Origin of the sequence: Acidocella sp. (genome assembly GCF_013044125.1) — a bacterium.
In the GTDB taxonomy this organism is placed as follows: domain Bacteria; phylum Pseudomonadota; class Alphaproteobacteria; order Acetobacterales; family Acetobacteraceae; genus Acidocella.
Window position 1 is genome coordinate 1 of the sequence record NZ_JABEVC010000157.1, and the last position, 16121, is coordinate 16121.

The following is a 16121-nucleotide window of genomic DNA, read 5'->3' on the forward strand; positions in this document are numbered from 1 at the left end:
GCGATGGCGGGGGCGGCGGCATCGAAGGCGATGACGCTGACACCGGGCTGCACCCCCTGCCCCGCCGGGTTGCGCGATGTGGCGGCGACGGTGAAACCAGCGGCAACGGCGGCGGTTGCGATGGCCCGGCCGGAATAGCCAAGGCCGAAGATGAGGAGGGTTTGGCTCAAAAATCCAAATCCGCGTAATGCGGCGGCGGGGCTTGGCCGTTGATGCGGTCCGCCAGCACGGCGCGGAAGGCGGGGCGGGATTTCATGCGCGCATACCAGTCCTTGGCGGCGGGGGAGACGCTCCAGTCAACATCGCCGATGAAATCCAGCGAGGAGAGCTGCGCGGCGGCCGCGAAATCAGCCAGGGAGAGGTTTTCACCCGCCAGCCAGCGGCGGTGCTCAGCCAGCCAGCCGATGTAGAGCAGATGCTGCTTGAGGTTCGCGTAGCCCGCGCGCAGGGCGCCAGCCTCCGGCGCGCCCAGACGCAGCGCCTGCTTCATGTGCTTTTCCCAGACGAGGTTACGGCTTACCTCGGCGAAGAATTTTTCGTCGAACCATTTGACCAGCCGGCGGGCTTCCACTCGCTCGGGCATGTTGAGGCCCAGCAGGGTCATATCCGGATAGGCTTCTTCCAGATATTCGCAGATCACCGCAGAATCAGGGACGACGAGGCCGCTGTCCTCAACCAGCGTGGGCACCGTGCAGGCCGGGTTCAGTTCCAGATATTCCGGGCGGCGTTCCCAGACTTTTTCCATCCGAAGCTCGAAGGGCAGACGCCGTTCGGCCAGGACCAGACGCACTTTGCGGGCGAAGGGCGACAGAGGCAGATGATACAGGACTCGCATGGCGGACTTTATGCCATTAGAGCGGGCGCACTGAAAGTGAGCCCGCCCCGGCGATGCCTACGCGCTCTTCTCGGTGGCTTCCTCCGACAACGGCGCGGGCAGGTATTTTACATACTCCTTCGGTACGATCTGCCAGAAATGCCCGCACTCGCGCGGCCAGCCATTGAGAATGGCGGCGGCGTAGCGGCTCTCCGTCTCCACGGCGTGGCGCTCCACGAGGGATTTCAGCACGCCCTCCCAATGCGGGGTGACGACTCGCTGCCAGGTGAGCGACTCCGGGTTGATACGCAGCTCGAACTGCCCGGAGGGGTCGTAGACGAAAGCCATGCCGCCGGTGAAGCCGGCGCCGAAATTGTCGCCCACCTCGCCCAGCACCACGACCGTGCCGCCGGTCATGTATTCGCAACCGTTGGAGCCGACACCCTCGACCACCGCGGTGCCGCCGGAGTTGCGCACCGCGAAGCGCTCACCCGCGCGCCCGGCGGCGAACAGATTGCCCGAGGTGGCGCCGTACAGGCAGGTATTGCCCACGATCGTGTTTTCGTTGGTCTTGAGCTTGGAGGACGGCACCGGGCGGACCACGATGGTCGCCCCGGAAAGCCCCTTGCCAACGTAATCGTTGGAGTCGCCAAAGACTTCCAGCTTCAGGCCGGCCACCGCGAAGGCGCCCAGAGACTGCCCTGCGGAGCCGCGCAGGCGCACTGTCACATGGTCCGGCTGCAGCTTCGCCTTGCGGTATTTGGCGACGATCTGCGAGCTGAACTTGGTGCCGATGGCGCGGTGCGTGTTGCGGATGTTGTATTGCAACTGCATCTTCTCGCCGTTCTGGAAGAAGGGCTGGGCGTCGGCGATCATCTGCGCGTCCAGGGTCTCGGGCACCTCGTTACGGCCGATGCGGGTGCAGTAGCGGGCATGCGGGCCGGGGTCGGCCTGGGCGAGGATGGGGTTGAGGTCCAGATCGTCCAGATAATCAGCGCCGCGGCTGACCTGATGCAGCAGATCGGTGCGGCCGATGATCTCTTTCAGCGATTTGAAGCCGAGCGAGGCCAGGATGCCGCGCACGTCCTCGGCAATGAAGGAGAACAGGTTGATGACCTTCTCGGGCGTGCCCTCGAACTTCTTGCGCAGATCCTCATCCTGCACACACACGCCGACCGGGCAGGTGTTGGAGTGGCACTGGCGGACCATGATGCAGCCCATGGCGACCAGCGAGGCGGTGCCGATGCCATATTCCTCGGCGCCGAGCATGGCGGCGATGACGACATCGCGCCCGGTTTTGATCCCGCCGTCAGCGCGCAGGGTGACCTGATGGCGCAGCCGGTTGAGCATGAGCACCTGATGCGCCTCGGATAGGCCCATCTCCCATGGCATGCCGGCGTATTTCACCGAGGATTGCGGCGAGGCGCCGGTGCCGCCGACATGGCCGGAGATGAGAATGGCATCCGCCTTGGCCTTGGCCACGCCGGCGGCGATGGTGCCGATGCCCGAGCGCGAGACCAGTTTGACGCAGACCGTGGCGCGCGGGTTGATCTGCTTGAGATCATAGATGAGCTGCGCCAGGTCCTCGATGGAGTAGATATCATGATGCGGCGGCGGGCTGATGAGCGTGACGCCGGGGGTGGCGTGGCGCAGCTTGGCGATCAGCTCCGTCACCTTGAAGCCGGGCAGCTGCCCGCCCTCGCCCGGTTTCGCGCCCTGGGCGATTTTGATCTCGATCTCCTTGCAGTCGTTCAGATATTCGGCGGTGACGCCAAAGCGCCCGGAGGCAATCTGCTTGATGGCGGAGGAGGCGTTGTCGCCATTGGGGCGCGGTTCAGCCCGCGAGGGATCTTCGCCGCCCTCGCCGGAATCCGAGCGCGCGCCGATGCGGTTCATCGCGATGGAGAGCGTCTCATGCGCCTCGGGGCTGAGCGCGCCCAGCGAAATGCCCGGCGCAAGCAGAACCTTGCGGATTTCGGTGATGCTCTCGACATCGTCAACCGGGATGGGTGTCAGGCCATCGGTGCGGAAGTCCAGCAGGTCGCGCAGCGCCACCGGGCGCTGCTGGCGCACTGATTCCGCATAGCGGCGGTAGAGCTGGTAGCTGTTGCTGCCGACCGCTTTTTGCAAAAGATGGATGGCGTTGTTGTCAAAAGCGTGGGTCTCACCCGCGCGGCGCAGGCGGTACATGCCGCCAATCTCCAGCGGCACGATGTTGCCGCCCCAGGCGGCCTCGTGCAGCCCCAGCACCTTATGCGCGATGCCGGGCAGGCCGATGCCGGAGATCCGTGAGTTCATGCCGGGGAAGAACTCGCCAACCAGCGCGCGCGAGAGACCGATGGCCTCGAAATTATAGCCGCCGCGATAAGAGGCGATAACCGAGATGCCGAGCTTGCTCATGATCTTGAGCAGGCCCTTATTTACCGCTTTTTTGTAGCGATAGACGCATTCCTTCAAGGAAAGCTTGCCAAAGAGGCCGCGGGCGTGGCGGTCCGCGATGCATTCCTGCGCCAGATAGGCGTTGATGGTGGTGGCGCCCACGCCGACCAGCACGGCGAAATAATGCACATCCAGGCATTCAGCCGAGCGGACGTTGAGGCTGGTGAAGGTGCGCAAGGACTGGCGGACCAGATGGGTATGCACCGCGCCGGTGGCGAGGATCATCGGGATGGTCGCGCGCTCGGGCGAGATTGCCTCATCGGTGAGGATGACATGGGTGCAGCCGGCGCGCACACCCTCCTCGGCCTCGCGGCGGATGCGCTTGATCGCACGGCGCAGGCCATCCTCGCCGTTGATGACCTTGAAGGTGCAGTCCACCACGCAGGCGTTGCTGCCCATGGTCTTGCGCATCGCCTCGAACTCGGCGGTGGAGAGCACGGGGCTGTCGAGCTGCAACAGGTCGCACTGCTCGGAGTCTTCATCGAGCACGTTGCCGAGGTTGCCCAGCCTGGTTTTCAGCGACATCACGCGGGTTTCACGCAGGGAGTCGATGGCCGGGTTGGTGACCTGGGAGAAGCTCTGGCGAAAAAAATGATGCAGGCCGCGGTATTTGTCGGAGAGGACGGCGAGCGGTGTGTCATCGCCCATGGAGCCGGTGGCTTCCTGCGCGTCGTCCACCATCGGGTGCAGCAACAGCTCCATGTCTTCCAGCGTGAAGCCTACGGCAAGCTGGCGGCGGCGCAGCGAGAGCGCATCAAGGCGCACCGGCTCGGGCGCATCGGTTTTCACGATGTGGTCAATGACGGTGATGCGCTTCACCCAGGCGCCAAAATCCTGACGGGCGGCCAGCATGTCCTTGATTTCGGCATCATGGTAGAACTTGGCCGCGCCAAGATCGACACCGATGGTCTGGCCAGGGCCGACATGGCCCTTCTCAACGATATTGTCCTCGTCCAGCTTCACCATGCCCGTCTCGGAGCCGACGATGAGCATGTGGTTGTGGGTGACGGTGTAGCGCAGCGGGCGCAGGCCGTTGCGGTCCAGCCCGGCGATGACGAAATTGCCGTCCGTGGCGGCGACCGCCGCCGGGCCGTCCCACGGCTCCATCACCACGTTACAGTATAAAAACAGGTCGCGATGCGCCTTGGGCATCGTCGCGTCGTTGCTGATCGAGGGCGGGATCATCAGGGTTTTGGCCATCGGCGCGTCGCGCCCGGCGCGCACCAGCAGCTCGAACACGTTATCAAGCGCCGCGGTGTCAGAGCCGCCGGCCTGCACCACGGGTTTCACATAATTGAGGAAATCATCCAGCCCTTCGGCGGCCAGCCGGGTCTCGTGGCTCTGCATCCAGTTGATGTTGCCGGCGACCGTGTTGATCTCGCCGTTATGCGCCAGCATGCGGAAGGGCTGCGCCAGCTTCCAGGTGGGGAAGGTGTTGGTGGAATAGCGCTGGTGGTAGATGGCGAAGCGCGAGATGAAACGCTCGTCCAGCAGATCCGGGTAGAAATCGGTCAGCGAGGCGGCGAGGAACATGCCCTTGTAGATGATCGAGCGGCAGGACAGCGAACAGAGATACAGATCAGGTATCTGCGCCTCGATCGCGGCTTTTTCGATCTTACGGCGGATGATGTAGAGCTCGCGCTCGAACACGTCCTCTGGCACGCCGCGGGCGTTCCAGAGCATGATCTGCTCGATCTCCGGGCGGGTGGCGTTGGCCTTCTCGCCGATGCACTCGACATTGATGGGCACCTGGCGCCAGCCGTAAATACGGTAGCCGAGGCTGAGGATTTCGGTCTCGACGATCTGGCGGCAACGCTCCTGCGCGCCGAGGTCGGTCTTGGGCAGAAACACCATGCCGACTGCGATCGGCCCCTCGCGCAGGCCATCGCCCGAGCGGCGGACTTCAGCCGCGAAAAAATCCTGCGGGATTTCGATGTGAATGCCCGCGCCATCGCCGGTCTTACCATCGGCATCCACGGCGCCGCGGTGCCAGACGGCCTTCAGCGCGTCGATGCCGGCCTTCACGATATCGCGGCGCTTTTTGCCGTCCAGGGCTGCGACCATGCCGACGCCGCAGTTGTCATGCTCCTGGCTCTGGCTATATGTTTCCTTCAGAATCTGAGCATTGTCGGACCAAGCCGAGAGAAATTCCGCGCCGGTTTCGTGGTTCATGTGTGTTACTCCGCAGCCTGGGAAAGGCTTTGCGCCTTGAAAAACTGGTGGATGGAGGCGGCGGCGTCACGGCCGTCGCGGATGGCCCAGACAACCAGCGAAGCGCCGCGCACAATGTCGCCAGCAGCAAACACGCCGGGCAGGCTGGTCTCGAAGGTTTTCGGGTTGGTCTTGAGCGTACCCCAGGCGGTGATCTTGAGGAAAGGATCGTTGAAGGCGCTTGGCATGTCCTCGGGGTCGAACCCAAGCGCCTTGATGACCAGATCCGCCGGGATGGTGAAGGACGAACCCTCGATGGGCTCGACCGATTGGCGGCCGGAGGCGTCTGGCAGGCCCAGATGCATTTTTATCGCGCGCACGGCGGTGACGCCGGTGCCGCCCAGAAATGCCTCGGGTGCGGCGAGCCAGCTGAAGACCACTCCCTCATCCTCGGCATTGGCGACCTCGCGCAGTGAGCCCGGCATGTTCTGCTTGTCTCGGCGGTAGAGGCAGGTAACGGATTTGGCCTCTTGGCGGATGGCGGTGCGCACGCAGTCCATCGCCGTGTCGCCGCCGCCGATGACCACCACGTTTTTGCCCGCCGCGTTGAACTTGCCGGAGTCGAATTCCGGCACGGCATCACCCAGGCTCTTGCGGTTGGAGGTGATGAGATAATCCAGCGCGGGCACGATACCGGACAGGCCCGAGCCGGGGGCTGCGATTTCGCGCGGCTTGTACACGCCGGTTGCAACCAGCACCGCGCCATGCTGCGCGCGCAGCGCGGCGAAGGTGATCTTGCCGCCGATATCGGCGTTCAACACGAATTTTACGCCGCCTTCCTCAAGCCATTTCCAGCGGCGCAGCACGATCTCCTTCTCCAGCTTGAAGCCGGGGATGCCGTAAATGAGCAGGCCGCCCACGCGGTCGTGACGATCATAAACCGTGACCTGATAACCCTGCTGGCGCAGCGCCTCGGCGGCGGCGAGACCGGCCGGGCCGGCGCCGATGATGCCGACGGCTTCAGCGCGCTCATGGCGGGGCTGGATTGGCTTGACCCAGCCCTGCTCGAAGGCGGTGTCGGTGATGTAGCGCTCCACCGCGCCGATGGTGACGGATTCGAAGCCTTTTTCGATGACGCAATTGCCTTCGCACAGCCGGTCCTGCGGGCAGATGCGGCCGCAAATCTCAGGAAATGTGTTGGTTGCGGAGGAAAGCTCATACGCTTCCTCAAGCCGCCCCTCGGCGGTGAGCTTCAACCAGTCCGGGATGTTGTTGGAGAGCGGACAATGGATGGAGCAGAAGGGGATGCCGCACTGGCTGCACCGGCTAGCCTGCGCCTTGGCCGATTGCACATCGAAGCGCTTGTAGATCTCATCGAAATCGGCGCGGCGGACGGCGGCATCACGCTTTTCCGGCGGCTGCTGGGGCAGATGGGTAAATTGCAGCATACGCTCGGCCATGTTTCGGTCCCGCCTCATCAAGCAAAATGACATGCTGCGCGAACCACAAGCTCGCGCAGCCAAGTGATGCAGGGTCTTAACCGAGTTATTGGCGGAATACCAGCGGTTTTTTAGATATAGGACAGTTATGCAGCCCTATAATCCAGAAAAATTTTACCGGCCGGGAGTTGCCAAACTGAACTTTGGGTAATTTAGGTCCGGTTTGCGCCTTATTTTGCCACCCCGGATGGCAAGTCATGCCTTTCGGCGGAAACGCGCCAGATAGCCCGGTACGATCAGGTCCATCGGGGTGGGAACAATCCCTAGGCTGGACAGGCCGGGGGCGTTGGCGGAAACGACATTGTCGCTCTGGAGCAGCTTGACCTGATCCCTGGTCAGCAACTTGCCGGGCAGGCGCTCAAGAAACAGCGCCTGGAAGCTGGCGAGGCCCGGCGGCAGATCCAGCACCCAACCCTTCCGATTCGTTACATTTAACATGAATTCAATGAGTTCTTTAAAACTCTTCACCTCAGGCCCGCCGAGTTCGAAGGTCTGCCCCTGGGCTGCGGGGGCCAGCGAGGCGAGCACGGCATCGGCTACGTCGCCGGCATAGACCGGCTGAAATTTCGCGGCGCCGCCGGTGATGGGAATGACCGGGAAGAGGCTGGCCATGGCGGCGAAGCGGTTGAAGAAATGATCCTCGGGGCCGAAGATGATGGAGGGGCGCAGAATCGCGGCCGCGGGAAAGGCGGAACGCACGGCGGCCTCGCCGGCGGCCTTGCTCTGGGCATATAGGCTGGGACTGGCGGCATCAGCGCCAATGGCGGAGACATGCGCCAGGTGGCGGACATTGGCGCTGCCGGCGATTCGGGCGATGCGCCCTGCCCCCTCGGCATGGGTGCGCATGAAATCACCCTTGCGGCGCTCAGCCAGGATGCCGGTGAGGTTGACGACCAGTTCGGCGCCCTCGATGGCGCGGGCTACCTGGGCTTCCTCATGCACGGGGGCGTACAACGGCACGATCTGGCCCGGGCCGCCCATGGGGCGCAGCGGCATCGCGGATTCGGTGTCGCGCACTGCGATTCGCACGATGTATCCCAGGGCGGCGAGGCGCTTGACCACATAATGGCCCAGAAACCCGGAACCGCCGAAAACCGTCGCAATTTTACCCGTTGGCGCCATTTGAACCCCCTGTTACTGTCCTCGGGTTGTAGGCGCGTGGAACACGCCGCTCAAGCCATGGTTGACGTGGCTGATTCGTGGAGCTAAAGCCCGCCACGGCGTTCCTTCGGGGCGCGAAAATTGGACTGCCCAGGTGGCGAAATGGTAGACGCACTAGCTTCAGGTGCTAGCGATCGCAAGGTCATGGAAGTTCGAGTCTTCTCCTGGGCACCAATTTTTCTCACAACATTTTGTCCGCACGGCGGGCCAAGCGCCCCGCGCTTTGCAAGGTCTCAATGAGCAATATCCAGTTGCATAAGCACGACCTGCCGGCCGGGCTGAGCTTCGGGCCGGTTGTTGCCATCGATACCGAGACCATGGGCCTCGACCCCAGGCGCGACCGGCTATGCCTGGTACAGCTCTCTTCGGGCGACGGCAGCGCGCATCTGGTACAGATCATCCCTGAGCGCCTCGGCGGCCAGGGAGCAAATTGCCCGAACCTGAAAGCGCTGCTGGCCGATCCGGCGGTGACCAAGCTGTTCCACTTCGCGCGGTTTGATATCGCGGCGATGCTGAACGGCCTGGGCGTGCTCACGGCGCCGGTGGTCTGCACCAAAATCGCCTCGAAGCTGGTGCGCACCTACACTGACCGCCACGGCCTGAAGGACCTCTGCCGCGATTTGGCCGGGGTGGAAATTTCCAAGCAGCAGCAAACCAGCGACTGGGGGGCGCTGGCGCTAACCCCCGAACAACTGACCTATGCGGCCTCCGACGTGCTGTATCTGCACGCCATCTGGTCCCGCCTGGAAGCGCTGCTCCAGCGCGAGGGACGCATGGACATCGCCCAGGCGGCCTATGCGTTTTTGCCCACGCTGGCGAAGCTTGATCTCCTCGGCTACGCCGACCCGGACCTGTTTCACCACTGAGGCGCTCCGGCGGTCTGGCTGCCCCCTCCCCGGTTCCGGCAAAATTATTTACGCGACGCTCTTGCACCATCGAGGCTTGGTCTATACCCTTCCTTTAATTGCGAATAATTTTCATTTGCAATTATTGACGCAGAGCGGACCAGCATGTTTGTGAGTATGATCATCGTCTTTCCCGAGGCGATGGGAGCGGGGCTGATCATCGGGATCATTCTGGCCGCTGCCGAGGGCGTTGCCGGGCGGCGGCTGGAGGTGAAAATTCCGTTCTGATGTTACATTTAAACGCACACGGCGTTTATTGGTTACCCTGTGTTGCCAATCCGTCAGTTGACCGCGCGGGCCGCCCTGTTCATACCGCAAGCATGTCTGACGATCTCCATGATGATCTTGCCATCGCGAGAGATGTTCTTACGACCGAAGCTGCGGCGCTGAGCGCCCTGGGTGCCGGCCTCGGGGAAGATTTCCGCGCGGCTGTTAATCAACTCATCGCCATTCCCGGCCGCGTCGTGGTGACGGGCATGGGCAAATCCGGCCATGTGGCGCGCAAAATCGCCGCGACCCTGGCCTCCACCGGCACGCCCGCGCTGTTCGTGCACCCGGCCGAGGCCGCGCATGGCGATCTGGGCATGATCATCGCCGGGGATGCGGTAATCGCGCTTTCCAACTCCGGCGAGGCCACCGAACTCGCCGCGATCGTGGCGCACGCCAGCCGCATCGGCCTGCCGCTGATCGGCATCACCGCCGCGGCGGGCAGTACGCTAGGCACCGCCGCCACCATCGCGCTGATTCTCCCGCCAGCACCGGAGGCCGGGCCGATCGGTCTGGCGCCGACCACCAGCACAACCATGCAGATGGCCCTGGGCGACGCGCTAGCCGTGGTGCTGCTGGCGCGGCGCGGATTTTCGGCGCGCGACTTCAGGGATATTCATCCCGGCGGCAAGCTTGGCGCGCGGCTGAAGCGGGTGCGCGACCTGATGCACAAAGGCGGCGAACTGCCCCTGGTTTCGCCTGGCACAACCATGGACCGCGCGTTGATCACCATGACGGCGAAGCGCTTTGGCGCGCTGGGCGTGGTGGACGGCGCCGGCAAGCTGCTCGGCGTGGTGACAGATGGCGATTTGCGCCGCGCCATGGGGCCGGACCTGCTCGGCCGCAATGTCGAGGATATCATGAACGCGAACCCGCGCACCATCGGCCCGGAGGCCCTGGCCGAAGAGGCGCTGCGTGAGATGAACAGCGAAACCCGCCCCGTTACCGCCTTATTTGTGGTGGATGACGCACGGATGATTAAGGGCATCCTGCATATTCATGACCTTTTGCGCGCGGGACTGGCATGAGCCGCATCGCCCCCCCGCGGCTGCTGGACGGGTTGCGCCGGCGCAACCCGGAGGAGATCTCCACCATCACGCGCCGCAGCGTGACCGTGACCATGCTGAAAAAGCTGCTGCCCGTGGCGGCGGTGCTGCTGCTGCTGGCGCTGGCGCTGGCGCCCTCCTGGCACGCCGGGCCGGATGCGAACCGCGTGACCTACCATGTGCAAAACACCACGCAGCAGAACACCGCCTCGCATATGCAGGGCGCGCAATATCGCGGCACGGATGACCAGGGCCAACCCTTTACCCTCACCGCCGTTAGCGCGGACGAACAAGGCGACGGCAATGTGGTGCTAAAGGCGCCTATCGGCGACCTGACGCTTAAATCCGGCGCGTGGCTTCTCCTGAAATCCGACACCGGGATGTACCACCAGAAAACCGGCACGCTGGGGCTGACCGGCAATGTCACGCTCTACCGCAACGACGGTACGACCATGACGGTGCCGCATGTCCGCATAGATCTGCATGCGGGCAGCGCCGTCAGCACCGACCCCGTGCAGGTTCAAGGCCCCTTTGGCACGCTGAACGCCGCCAATGGCTTTGTGGTGAGCAACCATGGCACGGATATCACCTTCAATGGTCCGGCGGCGATGACGCTGACACAGGCGCAATAATGAAATTACGTTCCCTCGGCGCAGCTCTGATCCTGATTGCCGCCGCCGCCCCCGCAGGCGCGCAGCCGCTCAACCTTGGCGGCACGCCGGGCAGCACCCCGCAACCGATTCAGATCACAGCCTCGCAGGGCATCCAATGGCAGCAGGAAAATCAGGTTGTCATCGCCATGGGCAACGCCAAGGCGGTGCGCGGCGCGGTGACGGTGACGGCCGACCAGTTGATCGCGCATTACCGCAAAAACACCCCCGCCGCCGCTGGTGCCGCGCAGGCGCCTGGTTCAGCCACCGATATTCTCAACCAGGGCAATACCTCTCTCTATGAGATCGAGGCTGTCGGACATGTGCATATTTATACCGCGACCGATAACGCCTGGGGCGACCACGCGGTTTACAGCATGGATGGCGCGGTGCTGGTGCTCACCGGCAAGCATCTGAAACTGACAACGCCGGACGACACCATCACGGCGCGTGATTCAGTTGAATATTATGCGGCCAAACGCCAGGCGGTGGCGCGCGGCAATGCGTTGATCGTGACCAATGACGGCCGCTCGGTCGCCGCTGATACGTTGATCGGCGATCTGGCCCCGGCGGCGGCAACCCCGGCGGCGGCCGGCGGCGGTATTGCCGGCCAGGCGGGGCAACTGCAAAAGGTGGAGGCGATCGGCCATGTGGTGATCCACACCACGGGAGACACCGCGACCGGCGACACCGGCGTGTATCTGCCGCAACAGGGCCGCGCGCGCCTGGGCGGCGATGTGCATATCATCCAGGGGCCCAATGAAATGAGCGGCAGCGATGCCCTGGTCAATATGAAGACCGGCATCGCCACCCTGCTGGCGGGCCCTGGCGGGCAGGTCGCCGGGACCATCATCCCCGGATCGGCGCCGCAAAAATGAACGTATCAGCACTGGATCACGGCGGGCTCGTCGCCACCGGCATTGGCAAGCGCTTCAAGAAACGCCCGGTGGTGCGCAACGTCTCCATCTCGGTGAAACGCGGCGAGGCGGTGGGGCTGCTCGGGCCGAATGGCGCCGGCAAGACCACGACATTCTATATGATCGTCGGGCTGATCGCGCCTGACAGCGGCGCCATCACGCTCGACGGGGCGGAAATCTCAAGCCTGCCGATGTACCGGCGCGCGCGCTTGGGGATTGGCTATCTGCCGCAAGAGGCCAGCATTTTCCGCGGGTTGAACGTGGAGCAGAACATCATGGCGGCGCTGGAAGTGGTGGAGCCTGACCGCGACCGGCGCGAGGCGCTGCTGAACGAGCTGCTGGCGGAATTTGGCATCACCCATCTGCGCCGCACCCCGGCGCTGGCGCTCTCCGGCGGCGAGCGCCGCCGCGTGGAAATCGCCCGCGCTCTGGCAACCGCGCCGAATTATATTTTGCTCGATGAACCGCTGGCCGGGATCGACCCCATCGCCGTGGGCGAGATCCGGGATCTGGTCTCGCATTTGAAGCACCGCGGCCTGGGCGTGCTGATCACCGACCATAACGTGCGCGAGACGCTGGAGATCATCGATCGCGCCTATATCCTCTACGACGGCGAAGTGCTGATGGAAGGCAAACCCGACGCTGTGGTCGCGCACCAGGATGTGCGGCGCGTTTATCTCGGTGAAAAATTCAGCCTTTGAAATCAGGCGCCAAGGGGGGTTCGCCCCTTGGTGTTTCCTGAAAGTTCAGAACCGTCCCGAAATCGCGATCGAGCCGTACTGGAAGGCCGGGGCGGAGTGGTGGAACTGCGGCGATTCAAGAACCTCCGTGGCGGTGATGCGAAAGCCATAAACGATCATGGCGGCGCCGATTTCCGCTTCGCCCTGCAACGGCGTGAGGGCCACATGGCGGCTGGACTGGAAATCGTTCCCCTGGATGAAGATATTATGCCCGACCAGGCGGCCATCGGCACCGGCGAAGACATACCAGACCAAAGGCTGCGTCGGCGTATAAGCATCTGTGCCGTTCAGGCCGTTGCCAAGCAGCGAGGGGCCGAAATCTGAGTCCAGCCCCTGCCCCAGGCGGACAAGGCCGCCCGCCTGAGCATAAATTTCCGTGTTGCCCGCCTGAGCCGAAACCTGGGGCAGCACCTGCAGGCCGAGCGCGCCGTTGCCGAAGCTCGCGATGTCATCGCGCCAGATGCGGCTACCGAAGAAATCCAGCGTCGGCTCATTGTGCAGCTGATAGCGCCAGCCGCGGTTAGGCGTATCGCCGATAAGCTCGTGGAAGCCGTTCTGCACCGACTGGCCAAGCGCATCCGGCCCGACCACGCCGACACTCATCCCCGCCACGCTGCGGGTGCCTGTGGTGTCCTGGATCAGGCTGGCGCTGAGCGACAGATGGCCGGAATAGGGCATATCGCGCGGGTTGGGGGTGTAGAGCTGGGTGTTGGTCGGTGTAAAAATCACCTGATCAAGGCTCAATTCCAGCCTTTGCGTGCCGCCCCCAAAAATTTGCGTGCCGAACTGGCTGAGGAAATCGGGCAGCGCGCCGGTGGGGGTTACATAACCCAGGTGAATGCCGGAGGTGTATAATTCATCGGTACTGGGGATGGAGAGCGCATCGTTCTCCACCTGCACGGTGAGGATGCTGCCGGGATCAGGCAGCGGATTGCCGGCCCAGGCCAGACTCGCGGAGCCCAGAAGCACCCCGAGGGACAAAGTGACGTTATAGACGCAGTGGATTTTGCTCATGGGCTATGTATGACTCTCATCGGCTTAAAACCGCTTAATCCCAGGTTTAACTGGCGGACATGTCCTGAGATATCATCGCTCGCGACTGGTGCAAGTGGCAAGGTCCAGCAATCGCTCTAGAACCTCGGTTTCCTGCGCCCCGGCGATGGCATGTTCGCCATCGACCACAAAACAGGGCACACCGTTGATTCCCAGGCGGTGCGCGTGGAGATTCTCAGAATGCACCGCGTCGGCCCCCTCGCCGGAGGCCAGAAATTGCGCGGTGGCGGCGGGGTCCATGCCTTGAGCGGCCGCCAGGGCTTTGAGAGTCGCATGGCTGCCGATGTCGGCACCTTCGACGAAATGCGCGTGGAAAATGCGCTTCACCAGCCCGCCGGCGGGGCCGGACCGCGCAGCGTGACGCACCAGACGGTGGGCATCCACACTGCTCGGCGTGCGGCGGATGGCCGCAAAATTGAACATGATCCCCTCGGCCGCGCCAAGCTCCGCGATGGAGGCATACAGCCGGCGCGCGCGGTCCTCGGCGCCGAACTTGCGGATCATATAGTCAGCGCGCGACATGCCGGTGCGCGGCATGTCCGGGTTAAGCAGAAACGGCCGCCAGAGCAGCTCGACGGCGAAATCCTGCCGCCGCTCCAGCAGGAAGGACAGGCGCTTGATGCCCAGGTAGCACCAGGGGCAAACGAAATCGAAAACAACTTCGACCACCAGCCGCGCCGGCAGAGGGGCGACAATATTCATGGCAAAATGTTAGCCCGGATTTTGGCTTTCCGCGAGACGGTGTTTTCGGACACTGCCATGACTTGACGCGGCCACGCCCGGCGCGATGATACGGCTTGGCCGCCGCCTCCCCTTTTTGGAGATAAATTTTTGAAAATCAGTAAGTTCTTCGTCATTTTTTCCGCATTGTGCAGCGCCGGCGCGGCCCAGGCCCGCCAGCCGCCCAACCCGCCGCCCTCGGGTCAGGTGGTGCACCTGTTCGGCCCCGGCTCGGTTGCCTCGCAGTTCCTCCCCGGAGGCAACGCCGCCGCCAGCCCCGCCGGCGGCGGCGCGGGCAGCGCCTATGTGGAGCCCAGCGCAGCCGAGATTCTGCACCAGATGTTCGTAACCGGCGATCCTGGGCAGAAGCCTGGGCAGACCATCTCCCAGGGCCGGAACAAAAACCGCTAGTACCCCGCGTCATTCATGACGCAGGGTACTAGCGCGGGTTGGTGGGCGGCGCGCGCTAAATATGACGCTAGTGGGACACGGCATTTTCAATGACGTGTCCCACTAGAGCCTAATTGGTTAAAGTGTGATCAGGCTCTAGCCCTTTTTCTGAGGGCGATTCACGCTTTCGGCCCGCTCGGCTGAGCGAACCTCAAACGATCGCGCTCTAATCCTGGGCGCGCAGTTGATCCCCCCGGAGCTCCAGGCGCCTGGCCATGGCGTCCAGGCGCCAGGCTTCGATGTCATATGGCGTTATGTAGCCATGATGCTTGGTGTCAATTTCAGTGAAATGCTCCGCAATCGGCCCCATGCCCGCGGCCTTCGCCTGCGCCAGGGTCAGATGGCCGTCATGCGTGGTGTTGGCGGCGTAGAATTTCATCAGGAACGCGGCCGGATCCTCGGGCCGGTGGCCTTCATGGCGCCACCCCGGCCCGCCCATCATGCCGGGGCCGGACGGCGGATTGGGAACAGGCTGGGCGGCGGCAAAGCCCGGCAAGACAGCAAGACCAAGCAGGGCGGCAAGAGCAGGACGGCGCATGGAAATCTCCTTGAGGTAAGATCTTCCATGTAGAGAGCAACTGTAACGCCGGAATTTCCCGCATGTAACCAGTACCAAACAAAAACGGCACCCGAAGGTGCCGTGTTCGTGATACGCGTTGCGCGGAATTTAACGCGAGTAGAATTCCACCACCAGGTTCGGATCCATCTGCACCGGGAAGGGCACATCGGCCAGCTTGGGGGTGCGCAGGAACTTGCCCTTCATCGCACGGTGATCAACTTCCATATACTCCGGCACATCGCGCTCGGAGGACTGGGCGGCATCGAGCACGACGGCGAGCTGCTTGGATTTCTCACGCACCTCGATCACATCGTTGTCCTTGACCATGTAGGACGGGATGTTCACCTTCTGGCCATTCACGGTCACATGGCCGTGGCTGACGAACTGGCGCGCGGCAAACGGGGTGACCGCGAACTTCATACGGTAGATCACGGCGTCGAGGCGGCGCTCCAGGATCTCGATGAGGTTTTCAGACGTGTCGCCCTTACGGCGCACGGCTTCTTCGTAATATTTGTAGAAGGATTTTTCGGAGATGTTGCCGTAGTAGCCCTTCAGCTTCTGCTTCGCCATGAGCTGCACGCCGTAATCCGACGGCTTCTTGCGGCGCTGGCCATGCTGGCCGGGGCCGTACTCACGCTTGTTGACCGGCGACTTCGCGCGGCCCCACAGGTTAACGCCCAAACGGCGGTTAATCTTATACTTACTCTCAGTGCGCTTGGTCATGGCGCTGGCCTTTCTTGTTAAAATTCC

The 16121-nt window shown here is 63.3% G+C and carries 14 protein-coding genes, 1 tRNA gene and 1 pseudogene; 8 read left to right on the forward strand and 8 right to left on the reverse strand.

Features of this window, described 5'->3' with window-relative positions; translation table 11 throughout:
- Positions 1–166 precede the first annotated feature (166 nt).
- From HKL97_RS09815 to HKL97_RS09830, 4 genes are all read right to left on the reverse strand, one after another.
- On the reverse strand, positions 167–835 hold the full coding sequence (locus tag HKL97_RS09815; protein ID WP_291424848.1) for a glutathione S-transferase family protein: 669 nt from the start codon (positions 833–835) through the stop codon (positions 167–169).
- A 57-nt stretch (positions 836–892) separates the two neighbouring features.
- Complete coding sequence (gene gltB, locus HKL97_RS09820; RefSeq protein WP_291424851.1) at positions 893–5425, reverse strand: glutamate synthase large subunit; 4533 nt, start codon at positions 5423–5425, stop codon at positions 893–895.
- 5 nt (positions 5426–5430) lie between these two features.
- Positions 5431–6864 (reverse strand): NAD(P)-dependent oxidoreductase, encoded by a 1434-nt coding sequence (locus HKL97_RS09825; RefSeq protein WP_291424853.1) that lies wholly within the window; start codon positions 6862–6864, stop codon positions 5431–5433.
- A gap of 234 nt (positions 6865–7098) precedes the next feature.
- On the reverse strand, positions 7099–8025 hold the full coding sequence (locus tag HKL97_RS09830) for a complex I NDUFA9 subunit family protein (RefSeq protein ID WP_291424855.1): 927 nt from the start codon (positions 8023–8025) through the stop codon (positions 7099–7101).
- 127 nt (positions 8026–8152) lie between these two features.
- Here HKL97_RS09830 and HKL97_RS09835 point away from each other — a divergent pair.
- The 7 genes and pseudogenes from HKL97_RS09835 to lptB all read left to right on the forward strand — a co-directional run bounded on the left by HKL97_RS09835 (position 8153) and on the right by lptB (position 12550).
- A tRNA-Leu gene (locus HKL97_RS09835) sits at positions 8153–8238 on the forward strand.
- Between the two features lie 62 nt (positions 8239–8300).
- Complete coding sequence (locus HKL97_RS09840) at positions 8301–8930, forward strand: ribonuclease D (RefSeq protein ID WP_291424857.1); 630 nt, start codon at positions 8301–8303, stop codon at positions 8928–8930.
- Between the two features lie 144 nt (positions 8931–9074).
- Positions 9075–9170, forward strand: a pseudogene (locus HKL97_RS09845) (iron permease); the annotation flags it as partial.
- Between the two features lie 119 nt (positions 9171–9289).
- On the forward strand, positions 9290–10264 hold the full coding sequence (locus tag HKL97_RS09850) for an SIS domain-containing protein (protein ID WP_291424859.1): 975 nt from the start codon (positions 9290–9292) through the stop codon (positions 10262–10264).
- Entirely contained in the window at positions 10261–10914 is a 654-nt protein-coding gene (gene lptC, locus HKL97_RS09855) for an LPS export ABC transporter periplasmic protein LptC (protein WP_291424861.1), read from the forward strand. Before HKL97_RS09850 ends, lptC begins: the two co-directional genes overlap by 4 nt.
- Positions 10914–11810 carry an LptA/OstA family protein gene (locus HKL97_RS09860; protein WP_291424863.1) on the forward strand — a complete coding sequence of 299 codons (897 nt, stop codon included), beginning with the start codon at positions 10914–10916 and terminating at the stop codon, positions 11808–11810. The genes lptC and HKL97_RS09860 overlap by 1 nt, the downstream gene beginning before the upstream one ends.
- Complete coding sequence (gene lptB / locus HKL97_RS09865) at positions 11807–12550, forward strand: LPS export ABC transporter ATP-binding protein (RefSeq protein ID WP_291424865.1); 744 nt, start codon at positions 11807–11809, stop codon at positions 12548–12550. Before HKL97_RS09860 ends, lptB begins: the two co-directional genes overlap by 4 nt.
- A 45-nt stretch (positions 12551–12595) precedes the next feature.
- On the opposite strand, the gene HKL97_RS09870 is transcribed toward lptB, so the two are convergent.
- Together HKL97_RS09870 and HKL97_RS09875 are read right to left on the reverse strand one after the other, a co-directional pair.
- Complete coding sequence (locus HKL97_RS09870) at positions 12596–13603, reverse strand: lipid A deacylase LpxR family protein (RefSeq protein WP_291424867.1); 1008 nt, start codon at positions 13601–13603, stop codon at positions 12596–12598.
- A 72-nt stretch (positions 13604–13675) separates the two neighbouring features.
- Positions 13676–14344 (reverse strand): DsbA family oxidoreductase, encoded by a 669-nt coding sequence (locus HKL97_RS09875; RefSeq protein WP_291424869.1) that lies wholly within the window; start codon positions 14342–14344, stop codon positions 13676–13678.
- A 129-nt stretch (positions 14345–14473) separates the two neighbouring features.
- Here HKL97_RS09875 and HKL97_RS09880 point away from each other — a divergent pair, with 129 nt between their 5' ends.
- Positions 14474–14773: a hypothetical protein gene (locus HKL97_RS09880; protein WP_291424871.1), complete on the forward strand. Its 300-nt coding sequence runs from the start codon at positions 14474–14476 to the stop codon at positions 14771–14773.
- A gap of 205 nt (positions 14774–14978) precedes the next feature.
- Here the strand turns inward: HKL97_RS09880 and HKL97_RS09885 are convergent, their stop codons facing one another.
- Entirely contained in the window at positions 14979–15350 is a 372-nt protein-coding gene (locus tag HKL97_RS09885; RefSeq protein WP_291424873.1) for a hypothetical protein, read from the reverse strand.
- A 129-nt stretch (positions 15351–15479) separates the two neighbouring features.
- Complete coding sequence (gene rpsD, locus HKL97_RS09890; protein ID WP_291424875.1) at positions 15480–16094, reverse strand: 30S ribosomal protein S4; 615 nt, start codon at positions 16092–16094, stop codon at positions 15480–15482.
- Between the last annotated feature and the right edge of the window lie 27 nt (positions 16095–16121).